General features: G+C 69.5%; 18 protein-coding genes. 13 read left to right on the forward strand and 5 right to left on the reverse strand.

Annotation, left to right across the window (positions count from 1 at the left end; genetic code table 11):
- Nucleotides 1–114 precede the first annotated feature (114 nt).
- Both BN10_RS11220 and BN10_RS11225 read right to left on the reverse strand, forming a co-directional pair.
- Nucleotides 115–2592: a DNA gyrase/topoisomerase IV subunit A gene (locus BN10_RS11220; RefSeq protein ID WP_010851365.1), complete on the reverse strand. Its 2478-nt coding sequence runs from the start codon at nucleotides 2590–2592 to the stop codon at nucleotides 115–117.
- A 74-nt stretch (nucleotides 2593–2666) separates the two neighbouring features.
- Entirely contained in the window at nucleotides 2667–3287 is a 621-nt protein-coding gene (locus tag BN10_RS11225) for a nitroreductase family protein (protein ID WP_010851366.1), read from the reverse strand.
- A 53-nt stretch (nucleotides 3288–3340) separates the two neighbouring features.
- Between BN10_RS11225 and BN10_RS11230 the strand changes: the two genes are divergently transcribed.
- The 5 genes from BN10_RS11230 to BN10_RS11245 all read left to right on the forward strand — a co-directional run bounded on the left by BN10_RS11230 (nucleotide 3341) and on the right by BN10_RS11245 (nucleotide 8452).
- On the forward strand, nucleotides 3341–6019 hold the full coding sequence (locus BN10_RS11230; protein WP_010851367.1) for a bifunctional acetate--CoA ligase family protein/GNAT family N-acetyltransferase: 2679 nt from the start codon (nucleotides 3341–3343) through the stop codon (nucleotides 6017–6019).
- 109 nt (nucleotides 6020–6128) lie between these two features.
- Nucleotides 6129–6458, forward strand: a complete 330-nt coding sequence (locus tag BN10_RS18095; protein ID WP_324603537.1) for a DUF5998 family protein — start codon at nucleotides 6129–6131, stop codon at nucleotides 6456–6458.
- A complete protein-coding gene (locus BN10_RS18100) occupies nucleotides 6358–6633 on the forward strand; it encodes a DUF5998 family protein (RefSeq protein WP_324603525.1) in 276 nt (91 codons plus the stop codon). Before BN10_RS18095 ends, BN10_RS18100 begins: the two co-directional genes overlap by 101 nt.
- A 20-nt stretch (nucleotides 6634–6653) precedes the next feature.
- Complete coding sequence (locus BN10_RS11240; RefSeq protein WP_010851370.1) at nucleotides 6654–7763, forward strand: alkaline phosphatase family protein; 1110 nt, start codon at nucleotides 6654–6656, stop codon at nucleotides 7761–7763.
- A gap of 11 nt (nucleotides 7764–7774) precedes the next feature.
- Nucleotides 7775–8452, forward strand: a complete 678-nt coding sequence (locus BN10_RS11245; protein ID WP_010851371.1) for a thymidine kinase — start codon at nucleotides 7775–7777, stop codon at nucleotides 8450–8452.
- A 1-nt stretch (nucleotide 8453) separates the two neighbouring features.
- On the opposite strand, the gene sepH is transcribed toward BN10_RS11245, so the two are convergent.
- The gene (sepH, locus tag BN10_RS11250; RefSeq protein ID WP_010851372.1) at nucleotides 8454–9545 is read right to left on the reverse strand and encodes a septation protein SepH; all 1092 of its coding nucleotides are present in this window, start codon (nucleotides 9543–9545) and stop codon (nucleotides 8454–8456) included.
- A gap of 112 nt (nucleotides 9546–9657) precedes the next feature.
- On the opposite strand from sepH, the gene BN10_RS11255 reads away from it, so the two are divergent.
- The 7 genes from BN10_RS11255 (at nucleotide 9658) to BN10_RS11285 (ending at nucleotide 14354) form a co-directional block, all read left to right on the forward strand.
- On the forward strand, nucleotides 9658–10767 hold the full coding sequence (locus BN10_RS11255; RefSeq protein WP_233354308.1) for a ferrochelatase: 1110 nt from the start codon (nucleotides 9658–9660) through the stop codon (nucleotides 10765–10767).
- Entirely contained in the window at nucleotides 10764–11633 is an 870-nt protein-coding gene (locus BN10_RS11260; protein WP_010851375.1) for an inositol monophosphatase family protein, read from the forward strand. Before BN10_RS11255 ends, BN10_RS11260 begins: the two co-directional genes overlap by 4 nt.
- A gap of 185 nt (nucleotides 11634–11818) precedes the next feature.
- On the forward strand, nucleotides 11819–12118 hold the full coding sequence (locus BN10_RS11265; protein ID WP_010851377.1) for a DUF4193 domain-containing protein: 300 nt from the start codon (nucleotides 11819–11821) through the stop codon (nucleotides 12116–12118).
- Nucleotides 12115–12594, forward strand: a complete 480-nt coding sequence (gene dut / locus BN10_RS11270; protein ID WP_040753214.1) for a dUTP diphosphatase — start codon at nucleotides 12115–12117, stop codon at nucleotides 12592–12594. Before BN10_RS11265 ends, dut begins: the two co-directional genes overlap by 4 nt.
- Nucleotide 12595: 1 nt before the next feature.
- Nucleotides 12596–13321 carry a DUF3710 domain-containing protein gene (locus BN10_RS11275; RefSeq protein WP_010851379.1) on the forward strand — a complete coding sequence of 242 codons (726 nt, stop codon included), beginning with the start codon at nucleotides 12596–12598 and terminating at the stop codon, nucleotides 13319–13321.
- Complete coding sequence (locus BN10_RS11280) at nucleotides 13321–13677, forward strand: OB-fold nucleic acid binding domain-containing protein (RefSeq protein WP_010851380.1); 357 nt, start codon at nucleotides 13321–13323, stop codon at nucleotides 13675–13677. The genes BN10_RS11275 and BN10_RS11280 overlap by 1 nt, the downstream gene beginning before the upstream one ends.
- Nucleotides 13674–14354, forward strand: a complete 681-nt coding sequence (locus BN10_RS11285) for a DUF3159 domain-containing protein (RefSeq protein ID WP_010851381.1) — start codon at nucleotides 13674–13676, stop codon at nucleotides 14352–14354. Before BN10_RS11280 ends, BN10_RS11285 begins: the two co-directional genes overlap by 4 nt.
- Nucleotides 14355–14431: 77 nt before the next feature.
- On the opposite strand, the gene BN10_RS11290 is transcribed toward BN10_RS11285, so the two are convergent.
- The gene (locus BN10_RS11290; protein ID WP_010851382.1) at nucleotides 14432–15121 is read right to left on the reverse strand and encodes a potassium channel family protein; all 690 of its coding nucleotides are present in this window, start codon (nucleotides 15119–15121) and stop codon (nucleotides 14432–14434) included.
- A gap of 16 nt (nucleotides 15122–15137) precedes the next feature.
- On the reverse strand, nucleotides 15138–15800 hold the full coding sequence (locus tag BN10_RS11295) for a potassium channel family protein (protein ID WP_010851383.1): 663 nt from the start codon (nucleotides 15798–15800) through the stop codon (nucleotides 15138–15140).
- A gap of 161 nt (nucleotides 15801–15961) precedes the next feature.
- On the opposite strand from BN10_RS11295, the gene BN10_RS11300 reads away from it, so the two are divergent.
- On the forward strand, nucleotides 15962–16697 hold a 736-nt coding region (locus tag BN10_RS11300), incomplete at its 3' end, for a leucine zipper domain-containing protein (protein WP_233354284.1).

The following is a 16697-nucleotide window of genomic DNA, read 5'->3' on the forward strand; positions in this document are numbered from 1 at the left end:
CCCGCCTCCATTTCTGGTTGCACGCCGAGCCCAGCCGGGCCTCGACGTTGAGGGAACCGTCACAGGGTAAAAGCGTTTACACCCTGCCGCAACAGGGACAGGCAAGAGAGGCGGTCACGATTGGGTAACACCCTCGACAGATGTCGTCGCAAAGACCCCGGCCGAGCCGATCCCGGCCACGACCATCGGTGCGGGAGAGCCGGATCCGTCACGACGACCGTCCGCAGGTGGCAACTCGATGGCGACACCATTGCTGCTGCTCGCACGGGCCGGGGTGTTGCCGGCCCACGCCAGAACGAGCGTGTCCTCGCCCTTGAGGAAGCGGTGCGCCCGCACCCCGCCCGTCGCCCGGCCCTTGGCGGGGTACTCGGCATACGGGGTCGCCTTCCAGGTCCCGGCCTGGGTGCCCGGCAGCGCGGCGGACGACCCGGCGGACGTGACGACCAGCGCGTCGGCGGTCGGGTCGACCGCTCCGAAGAAGACGACCCGGTCCTTGGCGCCGAGCTTGATCCCGGCCATGCCGCCACCGGCGCGACCCTGGGGACGCACCGCACGGGCTGCGAAGCGCAGCAATTGCGCGTCGGCGGTGAGGAAGACCAGGTCCTGGGTCTCATCGGCGAGTTCGACGGCCCCGACGACCCGATCACCCGGTTTGAGCGAGATGGCCTCCCACGAGCCACCCTTCGGGTAGTCGGTGGTCACCCGTTTGACGACGCCAGCCGCTGTGCCGAGTGCCAGCCCAGCGCTCGCCGGGTCGAGCGAGACGAGGGTGAGGGCCTCCTCGCCACCGCTCAGGTCGACGTATGCCGCGATTGGGGCACCACCGCTGAGGCCCGGCGCGCTTCCCAGAGGCGGCAACGTCGGCAACTCGAGCGCCGAAAGGCGCACCATGCGACCGGTCGAGGTGACCACCGCGAACTCGCCGCGCGCCGTGGTGCGCACGGCACCGACGATCGCGTCGTGCTTGACGCGCGGGCCGTCGACGGGCACGGCATCCCCGCTGCCCGTGCGGGCGAGCATGCCGGTCGAGGAGAGCAGGACCCAGCAGGGGTCGTCGCTGACCTCGAGCGGGGTGGCGCCGACGACCGGCGCACCGGCCGACTCCAGAAGCACGGTGCGCCGCGGAGTGCCATGGGCCTTGGCGACGTCGGCCAGCTCGCCGGAAACGGTGCGGTGCAACAGTTTTTCGTCGGCGAGGATGGCCTCGAGTTCCTCGATCTGCCGCTGCAGATCGTCACGTTCGCCCTCGAGCTCGATGCGTGAGAACTTGGTCAACCGTCGCAACTGGAGCTCGAGGATGTAGTTAGCCTGGGCCTCAGAGAGGTCGAAGACATCGATCAGTCGCGTCCGCGCCGCACTGGCGTCATCGCTGGACCGGATGAGCTGGATGACCTCGTCGATGTCGAGGATGGCGATGAGCAGGCCCTCGACGAGGTGGAGCCGATCCTTGCGCTTGGCCAGCCGGAACTCGGTGCGTCGCCGGACGACCTCGATGCGGAAATCGACGAAGCAGCGCAGCAGGTCCTTCAGGCCCAGGGTCCGGGGCTGGCCGTCGACGAGCGCGACCATGTTGATCCCGAAGGAGTCCTCCATCGGCGTGAGCTTGTGGAGTTGCTCGAGCACCGCCTCGGGGTTGAAGCCGTTCTTGATCTCGATGACCAGGCGCAGGCCGTGCTTGCGGTCGGTGAGGTCCTTGATGTCGCTGATGCCCTGCAGCTTCTTGCCCTGCACGAGCGTCTTGATCCGCTCCGAGACCTTCTCGGGGCCGACGAGGTAGGGGAGTTCGGTGACGACGATCCCCGATTTGCGCGGTGTGAGCTTCTCGACCTTCGCCGTCGCCCGCGTCCGGAACGTCCCGCGGCCCGTGAGGTAGGCATCGCGGATCCCGTCGAGGCCGATGATCCGGCCGCCCATCGGCAGGTCCGGCCCGGGGACGAACTTCATCAGGTCGTCGAGCGAGCAATCCGGGTGCGCGATGAGGTGTCGAGCGGCGCCGATGACCTCGACGAGATTGTGCGGCGGGATGTTGGTCGCCATCCCGACCGCAATGCCCGACACGCCGTTGACCAGGAGATTGGGGTATGCCGCCGGCAGGACTCCCGGCTGCGTCAGCTGCTCGTCGTAGTTGGGGACGAAGTCGACGGTGTCCTCGTCCAGACCGGTCGTCATCAGCAGTGCGGCGGCCGCAGGCCTGGCCTCGGTGTACCGGGAGGCGGCAGGACCGTCGTCCAGCGAACCGAAGTTGCCGTGCCCGTCGACCAGGGGCAGGCGCATGGTGAACGGCTGGGCCATCCGCACGAGAGCGTCATAGATGGCCGAGTCCCCATGCGGGTGGTACTTGCCCATGACCTCGCCGACGACGCGCGAGGACTTCACGTGCCCCTTGTCGGGGCGCAGGCCGAGCCCGTGCATGCCGAAGAGGATCCGCCGCTGGACCGGCTTCAGGCCGTCACGCGCGTCGGGGAGGGCCCGGGAGTGGATGACGCTGACGGAGTACTCGAGGAAGGCGTTCTGCATTTCCGCGGACACGTCGATGTCGACGATCTGCTCCACGACGGGTTCGCCGGCGTCGGGAGTGGTGCGGCGGGCCATGAGGTTCGGTCAACTCCGAGGGTGGGCGGACGGCATACGACCCCTGCATCTTCACAAACGGCAGTGACGGACCCTCACTGCGACGCGCCGGGCGCCTCGAAGCGACCCAGGTGGAGCACGTCGTGGACCGGGCGCCGACCCCTGGCGAGCGAGGGGCTGCGCGAGGAGCGCTCCTCGTGGCCGAGTGCGATGACGCCGACGATCCGTCGGTCGTGGGGGATGTCGAAAGCGGAACGCACGGCATCGTGGCGCCCCGCCGGGACCCCGAAGAACAGCGAACCGAGGCCACGGTCCGTCGCCCCCAGCAGGATGAGCATGGCGGCCATCGCGGTGTCTGTGTCCCAGTAGGGAATTGGCCACCGATCGCGTGACCGGTCCGTCCACCCCTTGTCCGGTTCCGCATAGCGGTCGAGGTATGCCGCGGGGTCGGCCAGCATGAGCAGCAGGGCCGGGGCGGCGCCCACTCCTCGTCGCCAGGCATCCGGAGCGCGGTCGGGATCGGTCGTCACGGACCAGTAGAGATCGCGGTCGGCCGCATCCGTGAGGGCGACGACGTCCCACCCCTGGGTGAAGCCTGCCGAGGGCGCCCGTTGGGCCAGACGGACCAACTCGGTGACCACGTGATCGGGCACAGCAGGGGTCGTGCGGAATCGGCGTGTCATGCGCCGGCGCGTGGCGACCTCGGTGAACTCCATGGGGGAAGTGTGCCGGTCACCGATCCCTGGTCCGCGTCTGCCACGATGAGGGCATGAGCGCAGCGGACCTGCCGCCTGGCTACCCGAGCGAGTGGGAGGCCGATGTCGTGATGCGTGACGGGACGGTCGCCCACCTCCGGCCGATCCGTCCCTCGGACGAGGACGGGCTCCAGGAGTTCCACTCCCGCCAGAGCGAGGAGTCCATCTACCTGCGCTTCTTCGCACCCTTGAAGCAGATCTCCGAGCGCGACCTGCACCGCTTCACCCATGTCGACTATGTCGACCGCGTGGCCTTGGTCGTGCTCATGCGTGGCGACATCATCGGGATCGGACGCTACGACCGGATCAGCCCGCGCAGCGCTGAGGTCGCCTTCAACATCAGCGACCACTTCCAGGGCAAGGGCATCGGGTCCGTGCTCCTCGAACACCTCGCGGCGATCGCCCGCGACATGGGATTCACCGAGTTCACCGCCGAGGTGCTGCCGCAGAACCGCAAGATGCTCCAGGTCTTCTCCGACGCCGGCTACGAGGTCAGTCGTCGTCTGGAGGACGGTGTCGTCGCGGTGCGCTTCGACATCGAGCCGACCGAAGCGTCCAAGGCCGTGGCCATGGCTCGCGAGCACCGCGCCGAGTCCCAGAGCGTGCGGGCCCTGCTGGGCCCCAAGGTCGTGGCCGTGGTGGGGGCCAGCCGTCGGGAGTCCACGATCGGCAACATGTTCCTCGCCAACCTCAAGGCGGCAGGATTCGCCGGCCAGATCCACCCGGTCAACCCGCACGCCGACGAGGTGCTCGGGCTCCCCGCGGTCGCCAGGCTCTCCGACATCCCCAGTCCTGTGGATCTGGTCGTCATCGCGGTGCCGGCCGATGCCGTCCTCAAGGTCGTCGATGAGTGCGCCGACATCGGGGTCAAGGCACTGCTCGTCGTCTCTGCCGGTTTCGCCGAGTCAGGGGAGGAGGGGGCCGCTCTCCAGGAGACCTTGGTCCGGCGGGCGCGGGGTGCCGGGATGCGGGTCGTGGGTCCGAACTCGTTCGGCCTGATCAACACCGACCCCGACGTCCGCCTCAACGCTTCGCTGTCCCCGACCGTGCCACCACGGGGTCGACTGGGCCTGTTCGCCCAGTCCGGGGCGCTCGGCATCGCGGTCCTCGCCTCCGCCGCCCGGCGACGGCTGGGTATCTCGTCCTTCGCGTCCGCGGGCAACCGCGCGGATGTGTCAGGCAACGACGTCATGCAGTACTGGATCGACGACGAGGCCACGGCGGCGGTCGGTCTCTACCTGGAGTCGATGGGCAATCCGCGCAAGTTCTCCCGGATCGCCCGACACCTGGCCCTGACCAAGCCCGTCATCGTCATCAAGTCCGGCCTCGCTCGCGCCGGGCAGGTGCCGGGGCACTCGGTGCGGCACACGAACGCTCGTCCCGAAGTCTTCGACGCGATGCTCCGCCAGGCCGGTGTCATCCGTGTCGAGAACCTCCACCAGCTCTTCGACGTCGCCCAGGTCGTCGTCCACCAGCCCCTGCCCAAGGGCAATCGGGTCGCCATCGTCACCAACTCGGATGCCCTCGGCACTCTCACTGCCCAGGCCTGCCAGGGTTGGGGCCTGGACGTCACCCACGGCCCGGTGGCCCTGCCCTCGGAGGCGAGCGGCGAGGCCTTCCGGGTCGCGCTCGACGCCGCCTTCGACGACCCCTTGGTGGACTCCGTCCTCGCCTGCTTCGTGCCCCCACTGGTGACCATCGACGAGGACGTCGCCAATGCGCTGCGCTCGGCCGCCGCCGAGGGTGACAAGACCTGTCTGGCCACCTTCCTCGGGATGCGTGGTGTCGACGACGGCGCCTCGTCGGTCCGGGGAACCGGAGGTGAGGGTGAGGGTGCAGCGCGGGCGATTCCCCTCTACCCCTTGCCGGAGGATGCCGCCCGGGCGCTGGCCGCGGCCACGAAATACGGCCAGTGGCGGGCCCGTGACCGGGGCACACCGGTCGCACCGACCGACATCAACCGTCGCGTGGCCGAGGACGTCGTCGAGACGGTCCTGTCGATCGACCCGTCCGGGCGACGGCTCACCCAGGACGAGGCCACAGCGCTCCTGGGCGCCTACGGGATTCACGTCTGGCCTCAGGTCCTCGTGAGATCGGTCGAGGAAGCGCTCGCGGCCGCCGACGCCGTGGGCTACCCGGTGGTGCTCAAGGCCGCCGCCCCGACGCTGCGTCACGCAGGTGGCACCACCGGCGTGCGCATCGACCTGCAGGATGCCGCGGCCATCCGCGCCGCCTGGGCATCCTTGACCGACCGGCTGGCTCCCCTGGAGAGCCAGGAGTTCCTCGTCCAGCGGATGGCCACGCCCGGCGTCATGACGCGCATCACCGCCGACGAGGACCCGCTCTTCGGCCCGGTGATCTCCTTCAGCATCGCCGGCCTGCCGGCCGACCTGCTCGGGGACATCGCCTATCGGATCCCGCCCCTCACCGACGTCGACGTCTCCGAGCTGATCTCGGCCACCAAGGCCTCACCGGTGCTGCACGGCCATCGTGGTGCGACGCCGGTGCACCGGGCCGCCCTGGCCGATCTCATCGCCCGGGTGTCCGTGTTGGCCGACGACATGCCCGAGATCGCGTCCTTGGTGCTCAACCCGGCCAACGCTCACCCCGGTGGTGTGGAAGTCCTCGGTGTCGAGATCACCGTGGCCCCGCCTGCCCGACGGACCGATCCGGGTCGGCGTGCGCTCACGTGAGGTCGGGCACAATGGGTCGGTGACCCGCACCACCGACGCCAACCTGTTGCCCGCCGAGCTCACCGCCGCCATCGAACGGGCCGGCTACCACCCGGCCATCGTCTCTGACGTGGTCCTGGCCGCGTTGGGGGGAGAGCCCGTCGTCGCCCACCTGGTCCACCAGGAGACGACCTTCGAGCACGAGGCGATCCGTCGCCACATCACGGTTCTCGGACTGACCGAGTCGCGGCTGCTCATCGTCCACGCCGACGACCACCAGGACGATCCGCATGGTCCGGTCGACGTGGCCACCGCCCGCCACGAGCGAGTCGGTGCCGTTGCGCGACGTGCGCGGCGTCATGCTCACGCATGTCGTGCCCGACCCGCAGAACTATGTGCCGGGATCCTTGGGTCGCGAGCTCACGCTCACCCTCGGGTGGGGGGCCGTCAAGCGTGTTGACCTCTTCCCGGGTGGTTGTGCGGATCCCGGATGTGACGCCGACCACGGCTTCGACGGCACCATCACCTCCGATGACATCGCTCTTCGGGTCTCGGCCGACGCCGACGGCGAGGTCGCACTGACGACGGCGCTCACCTTCGCGCGCGCCCTGTCCGCGGCCCTGGGCCGGCGCTGATCCAGCGGAGCGCCGACCCCATGGTGACGACGCTCGCCGACGTCCTTCCCGCGGTTGCCGGCTCGGTGGGTGTACCCGTGCGGGCCACACCCCTGGACCTGCCGCCGACCCGGCGCGCGGTCGTCGTCCTCGTCGACGGACTCGGACACACCCTTCTCGAGCGTCGCCGCGGTCACGCTCCGTTCCTGCGCGCGCAGGCCCCGCACACGATCGCTGTGCCCTGCGGCTTCCCGACGACGACGGCCACGTCGATGGCGACCTTCGGCACCGGTCTGCATCCCGGCACCCACGGGCTCCTCGGCTACGACGTTCTCGATCCCGGGCGGGACGTGGTCTTCAACGAGTTGACCTGGGAGGACGGGCCGACGCCGGAGCAGTGGCAACCACATCCCACGATCTTCGAGCGACTGGCTGCCGATGGGGTCGCGGTCACGCGCATCGGCCCGGGCTTCTTCGACGGCTCCGGACTCACGCGGGCAGCCTTGCGGGGTGGGTCCTTCACCGCGGCGAAGTCCCTGGGCGACCGGGTCGAGGCGACCGTTGCCGCCATCTGGGCCTCCACGCGCGCGGTCGTGTATCTCTACTGGGGTGAGGTCGACAAGGTCGGCCACGTCCACGGCTGCAACAGTTGGCAGTGGGGAGACGAACTGGAGACCATCGACCGCGCCCTCGGCGAGTTGCGGGAGCGACTGCCACGCGACTGCTCGCTCACGGTGACGGCCGACCACGGAATGGTGGACGTCCCGCCCGCCGGCAGGGTGGACGTGGCGACGACCCCAGGCCTCGCGGACGGCATACGTCACGTCGCGGGGGAGGCGCGCGCCCTCCAATTGCACTGCCTCCCCGGCGCGACCACCGATGTCGCGGCCACCTGGCGCAGTGTCCTGGGAGCCGGCGCCGACCTCCTGACCCGGGAGGAGGCCGTGCTCCGCGGCCTGTTCGGCCCGGTCGCTCCCGGCCTCGAACGCCGCATCGGTGACCTGCTCGTCCTCAGCGCACCCGGTCGGTGCGTCGTGGACTCCCGGCGGCACCGCCCGGACCTCATCGCCCTGATCGGTCTCCACGGGTCCCTGACCACGGATGAGACGCTCGTCCCCGTCGTGCACCTGCCGGCACCCGCTGTCGCCTAGGCTGCGCTGTCGTGGCAGAACTGGTCTTCTTCTCCGGGACGATGGACTGCGGCAAGTCCACCTTGGCCCTCCAGATGGGCCACAACCACAGCGCCCGAGGGCGGATCGGACTGATCTTCACCAAGTTCGACCGGATGGGGGAATCGGTCCTCTCCAGCCGACTCGGGCTGTCGATGACCGCGATCGAGGTGACCGACGACCTCGACTTCTGGGAGCACATCGTCGGTTCTCTGACGCGTGGGCTGCGCGTGGACTACCTCATCTGCGACGAGGCGCAGTTCTATCGGCCCGAGCAGATCGACCAATTGGCACGCATTGTCGATGAGCTCGACATCGACGTCCATGCCTTCGGGATCACCGCGGACTTCCGCACCCAACTCTTCCCGGGCAGCAAGCGGCTCATCGAGCTCGCCGACCGGGTGCAGGTGCTCCAGGTCGAGGCCCTGTGCTGGTGCGGCCGCAAGGCTACCCACAATGCCCGGATCATCGGCGGTGTCATGGTCGTCGAGGGGGAGCAGGTGGTCGTCGGCGACACCGCCGCGGCCACGACCGGCCTCGTCGAGTACGAGGTTCTGTGTCGGCGGCACTACATGCGGCGGATGAACTCGCACTCCGCGCGTGCCGCCGCCCGCGATGCCGACATCCTGCCCTTCGACCTCGACATCTGCCCGGTCCCGCCGACCGCCTGACTCAGGCCTTCGGGTCCCGCGGTGCGCGAGCGCCGAACACGACATCGTCCCAACTGGGCACACGGGTTCGACCCTTGCGACCTGCGTCGGCGGCCGCGGGTGCTGACCCAGGCTCCTGGCTATCGGGCTGCTCCTGGCTCTGCGGCTGCTTCTCGCTTCCGGCCTGCTCCGATGGCTCGATCGCTTCGATCGGTTCGATCGGTTCGATCGCTTCCACCGCCTCGGGTGCAGCGCGAGGACGATCCGGGGGCGGACCCCACTCCTCGACACTCCCGACGAGGGGTTCGAGCGGCAATGCGTCGACGGGGCTGAGGTGCTCACCGGGTGCTGTGCCGGGGCCGGTGCGACGACGGGTGCGTCGGCCGCGCAGGCTGCTGTGGTGCGCACGCAGGGACTCGGTGAGTTCGTCCTCCTCCCCGGCGGCGGAGCGTGTGCGTGGCCGACTCCCGCGCACCGGCGCGGTCACGTCGAAGACCTCCTCGGTTCGGCCGCCCTCGGCCACGTGCGGGGTCGGCAGCGACCCACCGCGTTCGTCCTCGCTGAGGAAGCGAGCGTCGTCGTTCTGCGCGCGCACCTGCTGCATGGTGGGGTCGAAGCGCCATGAGCCGGTTCGCTCGCGCCCACCCGCGGGGAAGGTGACCGTCACGACCCACTGGCCGGAGTCGAGCCGCTGGGAGTCCCACTGCACCTGATCGGCGCCCACCCCCCGGTCGCGCAAGCGCGTCTCCACCCGCTCGCCGAAGGTCTCCGCCGACTTCCCGTCGTGGGCGAGCACCGTCGCGCGTGCCTTGTTCGCGATGAACTCGCGCTCGGCGAGGACCGGTCCCTCGAAGCGCCGCACCTTCTCGACGGTCCAGCCGGAGCGGCCGGCGACCTCCTCGGTGCTGAGCCCCGAGCGGATGAGGGACTGGACATCGCGAGGACGCAGGCCCCCCTCGATCTCGATCTGCAACTGGCCCAGGCGCGGCCGGTCCCGACGGGCGGCGGCACGCAGGGCGTCGTCGAGCGCCAGACGGTATCGGCCGCCGTCGCCATCGGCGAGGAGGAGGTGATCACCGTCCTCGTGGACGCCGATCAACTTGAGGTCCTGCATGCGTGCTTCGCTTCCGTGGTGATGGCCGTCATGGCTCGCGTTCTGCTCGACTCTGCCACCGTGCCACGGATCCGCCCAAGAGGGCGCGCCGCCGACCGGTTACGTTTGCGTGGTGATCAGCTCTCCTGTCGCCCCTGTGCCCGCCCTGGCCCCGTATGACGGGGTCCTTCTGGTCTCCTTCGGTGGTCCCGAAGGGCATGACGAGGTGATGCCCTTCCTCGAGCGGGTGACGGCCGGGCGCGGCATACCCGCCGAGCGCTTGGAGGAGGTGGCCTCGCACTACCACCGCCGCGGCGGCATCAGCCCGATCAATGCCCAGAACCGGGCCCTGGTCGACGCCCTCGCCGCCGAGTTGGCGACCGCGGGCGAGCCGATTCCTGTCCGACTCGGCAACCGCAACTCACCACCCTTCCTCGCCGACACGATCCAGGAATTCGTCGCTGCCGGCCACAAGCGCCTGCTCGCCGTGCTGACCAGCGCCTATTCGTCGTACTCCTCGTGCCGGCAATATCGCGAGAACCTCGCCGAGGCGGTTTCGGTGGTGGCCGGTGCCGACGACCTCGTCATCGACAAGATCGCGCCGTGGCACGGGCTGCCTGCCTTCGTCGAGATCACGGCCGGACATGTCCTGGCCGCCTTGGCCGATCGTCCGCCGCACACCACGCGGGTTCTGGGGGTGACGCACTCGATCCCGCAGGCGATGAACGATGCGTCCGGACCCCCCTCGGTGCGCGGCCTCTATCTCGACCAACACGAACGCGTGCTGGCCGCGGTGGGAGACCGGGTTCGCGCCAGGCATCCCGAGATCCCCGCTCCGGAGCTCGTTTACTGCTCGCGCTCCGGGCCGCCCTCCCAACCGTGGCTCGAGCCCGACGTGAGCGATCGCCTTCGAGGACTCGCGCAGGAAGGGGTCCGCTGCGTCGTCCTGGCCCCGATCGGCTTCGTCTCCGACCACATGGAGGTGGTCAGCGATCTCGACACCGACGCCGTGGCGGCCGGGGAGGCAGTAGGTGTCGAGGTGATTCGAGTCCCGACCGTGGGGACGGACCCCCGGCTGGTCCGCGACCTGGTGGCCCTCATGGCCGATCGAGCTGCGCAGGCCCGAGGGCTCGAGGTGCCGGCTCGCACGATCCTGGCCGGTGATCAGCGTCCCGCGGAGTGTGACGCCGACTGCTGCGCCAGTCTGCGCGGACCGCGCCCGGCACTGTGTGGTGTCTCATGAGCGGGCTGGTCGTTCCCGCGGGCGTGGACGTCCGTGACCTCGAGGCCATCGCCGTCGACATCGCGACCAGTGCGGGTCGGCTCGTCGTCGATGATCGACCCCGCGACCTTGGTGTCACCGCGACCAAATCGAGCGTGACCGACATCGTCACCGTCATGGACCAGCGGTCCCAGGACCACCTCCTGGCTCGCCTCGACACGCTGCGGCCGATGGATGCGGTCATGGGCGAGGAGAAGGGCGGTCGCGCCGGGACCTCGGGCATCACCTGGGTCGTGGACCCGATCGATGGCACCGTCAATTACCTCTACGACCTTCCGGCGTATGCCGTGTCCGTCGCCGCGGTGGTGGGGGACCCTTCGGTGCCGGGCGCATGGCAACCGATCGCGGGTGCGGTGGTCAACCCGGTGAGCGGTGAGACCTTCCGTGCCGCCCTGCGCCGCGGCGCACTTCGTCGCAGCGGCGCAGGTGTCGACCGACGGCTGGAGGTGGGCCGCACGGCGTCGACCCTGGCCGACACGCTGGTCGCCACTGGCTTCTCGTATGCCGCGTCGACCCGGGCCGAGCAGGCCGGACTGCTCGTCGAACTGCTCCCGGAGGTGCGCGACATCCGGCGGATCGGAAGTGCCGCCCTCGACCTCTGTCGTCTCGCGGCCGGGGAGGTCGACGCCTATTACGAGCGAGGCCTCAATCCGTGGGACCTGGCAGCGGGGTGGCTCGTCGTGACGGAGGCCGGGTGCCTGGTCGGTGGTCCAGGTGGCCTCGGATCCGCGCCGACGGCAGGCCTGACCTGGGCGGCTCAGCCCGCCATCGCGCAGGAGTTCGCGGCCCGTGTCACGACACTGGCCCGGCGTCACCACGGGTCCTGACGCGCCTCGATCCGACGCGGATCCGGGCCCGGTGACCACTTTTGTCCATCTCGGTATGACGAATGACCTCTTGATGGTGCACAATCTCGCGCGACCGGGCACAAAATCGGCCGTCCGCGCGTTGGGGGCGACGAACATGCCGGGCACAGGGCGACCCCGGCACTGACGATGAAGAAGGGTGGGACATGGCTACCGATTACGATGCACCGCGCAAGACCGACGACGACCTCTCCGAGGACTCCATCGAGGAGTTGAAGAGTCGCCGCGTCGACAAGCGCGCCAGCAGTGTCGACGTGGACGAGACCGAGCAGGCCGAAGGCTTCGAACTGCCCGGTGCCGACCTCTCCGGCGAAGAGCTGTCGGTGCGGGTGCTCCCGCGCCAGGCGGACGAGTTCACCTGCTCACGCTGCTTCCTGGTGCACCACCGCAGCCAATTGGCCAGCAACCAGGCCGGCCAGATGGTCTGCCGGGAGTGCGCTGCCTGACCGTGGACGCGGACAAGCGGGTCGCGGTCCGGCGCCTTCATCCGCAGGCCGTGCTGCCGGCATACGCCCGGCCCGGTGATGCGGGGGCCGACCTGGCGAGCACCGCGCGTGTGACCCTCGAGCCGGGGGAGCGAGCACTGGTCCCGACCGGGATCGCGATGGCGATCCCGCAGGGCCACGTCGGACTCGTGCACCCGCGCTCGGGGGCAGCCGCGCGCCTGGGCCTGAGCATTGTCAATGCTCCGGGCACGGTCGACTCCGGTTATCGGGGCGAGATCATGGTCAACCTGGTCAACCTCGACCCGCGCACCCCCATCGAGATCCATCCCGGCGACCGGATCGCGCAATTGGTCATCCAGGAGTACGTCGCGGCGACGTTCACCGAAGCGGATTCGCTTCCGGACAGTGACCGGGGCGAGACTGGACACGGATCGACCGGTGGGTTCGCCGCCGGCGGCACAACGACAAGGACCTGACGTGGCGATCTTCCGACGGCGCTCCCGCGACGAGACGGAGCCGGCCCGAACCGACGCCACCGTCGAGACGGGGGAGGACGCGAGCGAGCAGGTGGACGCGCCGGTCCTCGACCGCTCGAGTGGCCCCTTCGACCACTCCGAGGTCGGTGGCTCCGACCAGCGCATCGACCTGGGTGCCTTGCGCATTCTCGGCGCCGAGGGCATGCAGTTGCGTCTGGAGATCGACCAGGAGCAGCAGGCGGTCGTCGCCGCCAGCGTCCTCATGGGTGACTCGAACCTGCAGTTGCAGGCGTTCGCGGCACCCCGCAGCGAGGGGCTGTGGGAGTCGATCCGCGGTGAGTTGTCAGAGTCCGTGACGACGCGCGGCGGCACCGCCGAGAGCGTCGAGGGTCCCTTCGGCATCGAACTGCGCACGCGGATGCCCTCCCAGGACAAGAATGGTCGGACCGTCTTCGCGCCCGCGCGCTTCCTCGGCGTCGACGGGCCTCGGTGGTTCCTGCGCGGCGTCATCAGCGGTCGCGCGGCCGTCGAGGACACCAAGGCCGAGCCTCTCCTCCAGGTCTTCCGCGACACGGTCGTCGTGCGCGGCCAGGACCCGATGGCGCCGCGCGAGCTGCTCACCCTGACCCTGCCGACCGAGGCGCAGCCGGTGGAGGCGCCCGACGAGCCGTCGGCACCAGAACTCAACCCCTTCGAACGCGGCCCGGAGATCACCGAGGTCCGCTGATGGGACTGCTCCAGTCGTTCAAGGATCTCGCGAAGTCGGCCGCCGAGCACGAGGCCGACGAGATCAGGGCCGCCACCTCCGCCCGGGTGTCGATGACCGAGCCGCTGCACGACCGAGCGATCGGTCAGGTGTGCGGAGTCGTCCGGTCGGTGACCATGCCGGCCCGAGCCAATGTGCCGGTGCTCGTCGCCGAGGTCTTCGACGGGTCCACCTCGGTCAATCTGGTGTGGATCGGTCGACGGCGGATCCCTGGCATCGAGCCAGGGGCACTGCTGTCCGCCCAAGGACGGGTGGCGATGAAGCGTGGGATCCCCACGATCTTCAACCCGCCCTATGCCCTCCTGCCGCGCTCGTGACGGCCACTCCGACCGAGGCCAGCGCGCCCTTGCCGGCGACCGTCGAGGAACTGATCCGCCACCGCCTCTCCGCGGCTCTCGGCGGCGGCCGCGGTGCGCTCGAGACCGCCCTGCCGACGGCCGTCTTCGTCTCCTGGTGGCTGATCGCGCACGACCTCAAGGGAGCGGTCATCGCCGCAATCGTCGTGGCCGTCATCCTGGCTGGGATCCGGGTGGCGCAGCGGCAGAGCCTGCAGCACGTGCTCGGTGCCGTCTTCGCGACCGCGCTGGCTGCGTGGTTCGCGATGCGCAGCGGCAAGGCCGAGGACGCCTTCCTCCCTGGCATCCTCTTGAGCGCGGCCTATGGCGCGGGCACCTTGGTGAGCATTCTCGTGCGCTGGCCGGTCGTCGGCTTCCTCGTGGGGCTGTCCGACCCACGCGCCCAGACCGAGCCCTTCGCCTGGCGGCGTGACCCGGGCGTGGTCCGAGTGTGCAGCCGACTCACCTGGGTCCTCGTGGCCGTGTATGCCGTGCGGCTCGGTCTCATGGTGCCGCTCTACCTGGCCGGAAATGTCGCCGGCCTGGGCGTCGCCAAGATCGTCCTGGGCTGGCCCCTCTGGCTCGGGGGAGTCGCCCTCATGGGTTGGCTGCTGATGCGTGGCCGCACCCCGCTCGTGCCCCCGGACACCACGGACTGATTCCTCCCCGCGGGACGACCACGCTGAGTGTGGTCCCGAGGGGGTCAGAACCCCCTCAGGACGACAGTCAAGGCTGATCAGTCGTCGTCGCGCTCGCGCGGGGCACGCTCGCCGGGGCTGAGGAGGTCCTCGAGTTGATCCTCGCCCTCGGCCGTGGTGATGAAGAGCAACTCGTCGAGGGCTTCGAGGGCATCATCGCGGCTGGGGGCGATCGGGCGCCCGTCGCGGATGATCGCGGTCAGGACCGTGTCGGCGGGGAGGGTGATGTCGCCGAGTCTCGCACCGGCATACGCACTGCCCTCGGGGAGCGTGAGTTCGACCATGGAGGCGCGACCCTGTTGGAACTCGAAGATCCGCACGAGGTCACCGATCGAGACGGCCTCCTCGATGAGGGCGGTCATCAGGCGGGGCGTCGACACCGCGACATCGACACCCCAGGCCTCGTCGAACATCCACTCGTTCTTGGGGTTGTTGACCCGTGCGACGGTGCGGGGAACCGCGAACTCGGTCTTGGCGAGCAGCGAGAGCACGAGGTTGACCTTGTCGTCACCGGTGGCGGCGACGACGACGTCACAGTCCGCGAGGCCGGCCTCGTCGAGGGCGGACAACTCGCAGGCGTCGGCCTTGAGCCAACTGGCCTCCGGCACCTTGCTCACGCGATCGGTGTCGGTCTCGCGGTCGATGAGCAGCACGGTGTGACCGTTGCGGATGAGTTCTCGGGCGATGGAGCGACCGACGCTCCCGGCTCCGGCGATGACGACTCGCATGGCGCTTTCCTGGTGGTCAGTGGGTCGGGGGAGCCGCGTCGAGGACGCGCTCGGCGGCGGCGAGGTCGTCGCGGGCGAGGACGAGGTGGACGAAGTCGCCGGCCTGGTAGACCGTCGAGGCATCGGGGATGAAGCCGACCCCGAGTCGGGACACATAGGCGACCCTGCCCGAGGAGGCCTCCTCGATCTCGGCCACCCGGTGACCGATCCACGCCTCCGCGAGGGGGATCTCGGCCAGCACGACCTTGCCCGAGGGGTCGGTGAACTCTGGGACGTGCCCTTGGGGAAGGAGTCGCCGCAGCACCTGGTCGCTGGTCCACTTCACCGTTGCCACGGTGGGGATGCCGAGGCGCTGGTAGATCTCGGCGCGGCCCGGGTCGTAGATGCGCGCCACGACGTTCTCGACGCCGAACTTCTCGCGCGCGACTCGCGCCGCGAGGATGTTGGAGTTGTCACCGCTGGAGACGGCGGCGAAGGCGTAGGCGTCCCCGATCCGCGCTTCGCGCAGGGTGTCTCGATCGAAACCGACCCCGAGCACCCGATGGCCCTCGAAACCTGAACCGAGACGGCGGAAGGACAACTCGTCCTGATCGATGACGGCCACCTCGTGACCACGGCGTTCCAGTGCCCGGGCGAGGGAGGCGCCCACGCGCCCGCAACCCATGATGACGAAGTGCACGGCCCCGACGCTACACCCGTGCCGCTCGCCGTTCGCGGTGGTGCCCAGTGGACCTAGATGTACCCGGCCAGGAGGTTGGTAGCAGTGTGGGTGCTTGAACGCGGGAGAACCTCCGGGTGGGATGTGGCTTGTCTAAGGCCCACTCCAACCCGGAGGTTCTCGTGTCCCACGCTAATGCCCGTTTAACTGTTCATGGCCGCCGCTTGATCGTCCAGCGTCATCAGCAGGGATGGAAACAGGCGCACATCGCGGCGGCGATGGGGGTCTCGCGCAAGTGCGTCGCGACGTGGATCAGTCGTCACGCCGCTGAAGGGGAAGGCGGGTTGGCGAACCGATCCTCACGCCCACGCACCAGCCCCCGCAGGACGGCTCCCGAGGTCGAGGAAGCCGTCCTGAGAGCGCGGGTCACGGACCGTGAAGGCCCTGACGTCCTGGGACCGAAGGTGGGCGTGCCGGCGCGGACGGTCTCACGGATCCTGCGCCGTCACCAGATGCCGTACCTGCGCGAGTTGGACCCGATGACCGGGGAGGTGATCAGGTCCTCGAAACAGAGCGCGGAACGCTACGAACGCGACTATCCGGGCGAACTGGTGCACATGGACGTCAAGAAGCTCGGCAAGATCCCTGACGGGGGCGGGTGGCGCGCTCACGGGTTGGCTGCCACCCAGGCCGCCAAGGGCAAGCGGGACAAGATCGGGTACGACTACGTCCACTCGCTGATCGATGACTACTCCCGGCTGGGCTACTCCGAAGTCCTGCCCGACGAGAAAGGACCCACCTGCGCGGACTTCCTGGAGCGGGCTGCGGCGTACTTCGCCGCCCAAGGCATCACCGTCATCGAACGCGTCATGACCGACAACGCCTTCGCCTACCGCCACAGCGCCGACATGAAGCGAG

The organism is Phycicoccus elongatus Lp2 (assembly GCF_000367525.1).
Classification (GTDB): Bacteria; Actinomycetota; Actinomycetes; order Actinomycetales; family Dermatophilaceae; genus Phycicoccus_A; species Phycicoccus_A elongatus.